General features: G+C 42.0%; 2 protein-coding genes. Both read right to left on the bottom strand.

Translation table 11 applies throughout. The features are described from left to right. Nucleotides 1-268: 268 nt before the first annotated feature. Nucleotides 269-1390 (bottom strand): glycosyltransferase family 4 protein, encoded by a 1122-nt coding sequence (locus IQ260_RS29720; RefSeq protein WP_193996656.1) that lies wholly within the window; start codon nt 1388-1390, stop codon nt 269-271. Between the two features lie 242 nt (nt 1391-1632). Further along, on the bottom strand, nt 1633-2582 hold a 950-nt coding region (locus IQ260_RS29715; protein WP_193996655.1), incomplete at its 5' end, for a polysaccharide biosynthesis/export family protein.

Here is a 2582-nt window from a genome sequence, read left to right as displayed (position 1 = left end):
CTCTCTGGCTCTGTTGCCATATCCAAAAATGGTCCAATCAGTCCTATCCCAACTGCTTCTAGCAATGACGTGAGCAAGAAGACAAATAGAATAATAATTAGTTTAGCTCTGCTTCCTTCGAGAAGATAGTAGATTTTTGAGAGATACAAGAACATAGGTTTATCTAGCAGGTTGAACCGATTTTATCTTTAAAGTAAGATACGTAGAGACTAAAATACAACAGCTTATAAAGCTAGATACAATAGCCTAATAAGGCGAAGAAACTGTTTTACGATACAATCACTTGTTGCTCATTCAGTAAATTCGAATCGAAACTTCTAAAGAATTCATAATACATTTTCGCTATATTCTTCCACGCAAAACGTTTCTCAACAAGTTGGCGTCTTAGCTCAATAGAGTCCTGATATCGACGCTTTAGGGCCTTATTTATCCCCGCAATTGTTTCTTTATCACTAGTTGTATCTACTAAAATAGCTGTATCTTCTAAAATCCATCGTGTCGCTTTCCAATCATGAGCAACGACCGGTAATCCGATGGCTGATGCTTCAATATAGATATTGCCAAATGGTTCATCTAGACTCATGTGTAGTAGTAGGTCAGCCGCACGATACATATCTGGCATCTGCTGGCGAGTCAACTTCATAAGCTTAAATCGCCCAGGCATGAGTTCTTCTCCTAACGCCTTGACTTGATCGCGCTCGGGACCATCTCCGCAAACCACTAGATGTAAGCCGTCAATTTTGGATGCTGCCCTGATGCCCTCGCAGACTCTTTTAGAGGAAATTAGAGCACTCACTATTAGCGCTAAGGGCACATCCTCTGGCAAGTTAAATAGTTCTCGGTTAGCAGGTCCTGGAACGAAAGAATCTGGATTCACCCCATTTGGAATTAGCATGGATTTCCATTTATCCTTATTCCTTTCATAGTATTCCGGGTTTATGCAGACTAGACCATCGCATGAAAAATAACGATACTCACTGCGATTGCCTTGGATTTCCCAGTCCCCATTTTCTGTAACGTATATATGAACAGGCTGGTGTTGTTTATTACCAATACGCAATAGCCAATTAATAAAAGGGTAAGAGCAGGTTACAACGAAATCAAAGTCCTTTGGCTTATAGTACTTTATAAGGGAAGCTACAAAGGTGAGTTCCTCATAAGCATATTCAGTTCGCAAAACTGGGAATTTTGGCCAATGCTCAAATGATTCGCGAGGAACGTTAGGCACATGGATAAAGTTATAGGGCTCATTCTCACGTGGTTCGCCAGAGCCAAATAAAGTCACTTCAACATCACTCATCTGAGCTAATTCACGAGCAATCGACTCAAATGCGCCCTCAGCACCTCGGACTACTCGATGTAACCCAGGCAAGATAAATGCTACTCGCATTAACTTTAATTCTCCTAATTATATAATGAGTATATTGGTGATTGGCCGAGCTGATATCTTGCACTGGTGTCTTAGTTGGGTAACACTGAGTGTAAGATATCAGTGTTTTTAGTTGATGAAAGACACAACATTGTATCTAAAAGCAAAGTCTTAAATATAAAAAGTCAGAGAATAAAATACTTTTGAATAGGAATAAAATATCCTCCTTCTCATTCATCAGACACTTAGAAGAATCGGGAAAGTTAATTGTTGTTGTCGAACAGATCAACTACTCCTCGTAACAGGTTTATTGGTGCAAATAAGTCACCTGCTAAATCGAAAAATGATGCGGATCCTTTCTTCGGAACGATGACAACGTCCCCCTCTTGAATTTGAAAATCATCTACTAGATTACGTAGATCAATTTCTTGATGTTCAACCTGTCCCTGCTCATTCAGTCGGACAAATTCCACCTTACTTAGCTTGGCATCAGTCGTTGGCCCACCCGCAATTGCCACAGCACTAGAAAGCGAACTGTCCGGTGGCACTTGCACTTCTCCAGGCCGTACTACCTCACCAACAACGCGCACTCGTACGACGCTTGGGGCTAGTGTCGATCGTGCAATTAATCGCCGATCTAATGTTTCTCCTTCTGCTAAACGTGGAACAAACAGTGAGTCTCCATCCTGCAAAACTAAATCTTGAACTGCGTTGTCTGACCAAACAGCGTCCCACAAATTAATTGTTGTTGTTACTGAGTCATTGGCTGATCGAGACCGCCGGACCAGCACCTGGCGAATGTCTGCATTTTGAGTAATGCCGCCTGCCTGGATCAGTGCTGAACTTACCGTAGGTATTCCGTCTAAGTTATCGTCTATAGCGCTATTAATATCGTTAATTCCATTATCAAAGTCATTTGTGGTGGTTAGACTACGCAACTGGATAGGGCCAGGGCGTTGCACTTCTCCAGAAACGGTAACCAGTACAGGTCGCAATATCGTTAAACTAACGCTGACTACTGGATCTACTAAATAGTTCGATAACTCGGTCGTTAACAGCTGAGTTAAGGAATCAGAGGTTTGACCTGCTGCTTGTACTGCTCCAACTAGGGGCAATGAAATCGTCCCATCTGGCAAAATTACCTTAGACGCCGTATACTCCTCATACCCAAAAACTTCGATCGCTACTTGATCTCCGGGACCCAGGATATAAA

This window comes from Leptolyngbya cf. ectocarpi LEGE 11479 (genome assembly GCF_015207065.1).
Taxonomy (GTDB): domain Bacteria; phylum Cyanobacteriota; class Cyanobacteriia; order Phormidesmidales; family Phormidesmidaceae; genus Leptothoe; species Leptothoe ectocarpi.
This window is presented reverse-complemented; position numbering and strand designations above follow the sequence as displayed.